This window comes from Streptomyces sp. P9(2023) (assembly GCF_032436795.1).
Taxonomy (GTDB): Bacteria; Actinomycetota; Actinomycetes; order Streptomycetales; family Streptomycetaceae; genus Streptomyces.
The window spans coordinates 1-252 of sequence record NZ_JAUPWM010000685.1 but is presented as its reverse complement, the minus strand read 5'-3'; the positions used below and the strand labels follow the sequence as shown (position 1 = coordinate 252).

Genomic DNA, 252 nt, shown 5'->3' with positions numbered 1-252 from the left:
CCGGGCATCAACCACCGCAGCATGAGTGACGCCAGAGTCAAACCAGACATCCAGCGTATCGGTTACCTTAGTGTATTTGGCCGCATCGGCGCCTAATAGCTCAGCGGCCTCTAAATCGAACCAGGCTTGAATACCACCTTGCTCGACCCGTTTGGCCACTTGCTCAATTAAGTTAGCGGTATCCGGATGCAACGCACCGGTATCTTTATCGACAAAAAGCGCAATTGGCACACCCCAGGTACGCTGACGCGA

1 protein-coding gene is annotated in these 252 nt (G+C 54.0%); it reads right to left on the bottom strand.

Translation table 11 applies throughout. The features are described 5' to 3' along the window. Nucleotides 1-252 (bottom strand): class I tRNA ligase family protein (locus tag Q5762_RS39115; protein WP_315897078.1); only part of this gene is annotated, 252 nt, incomplete at both ends.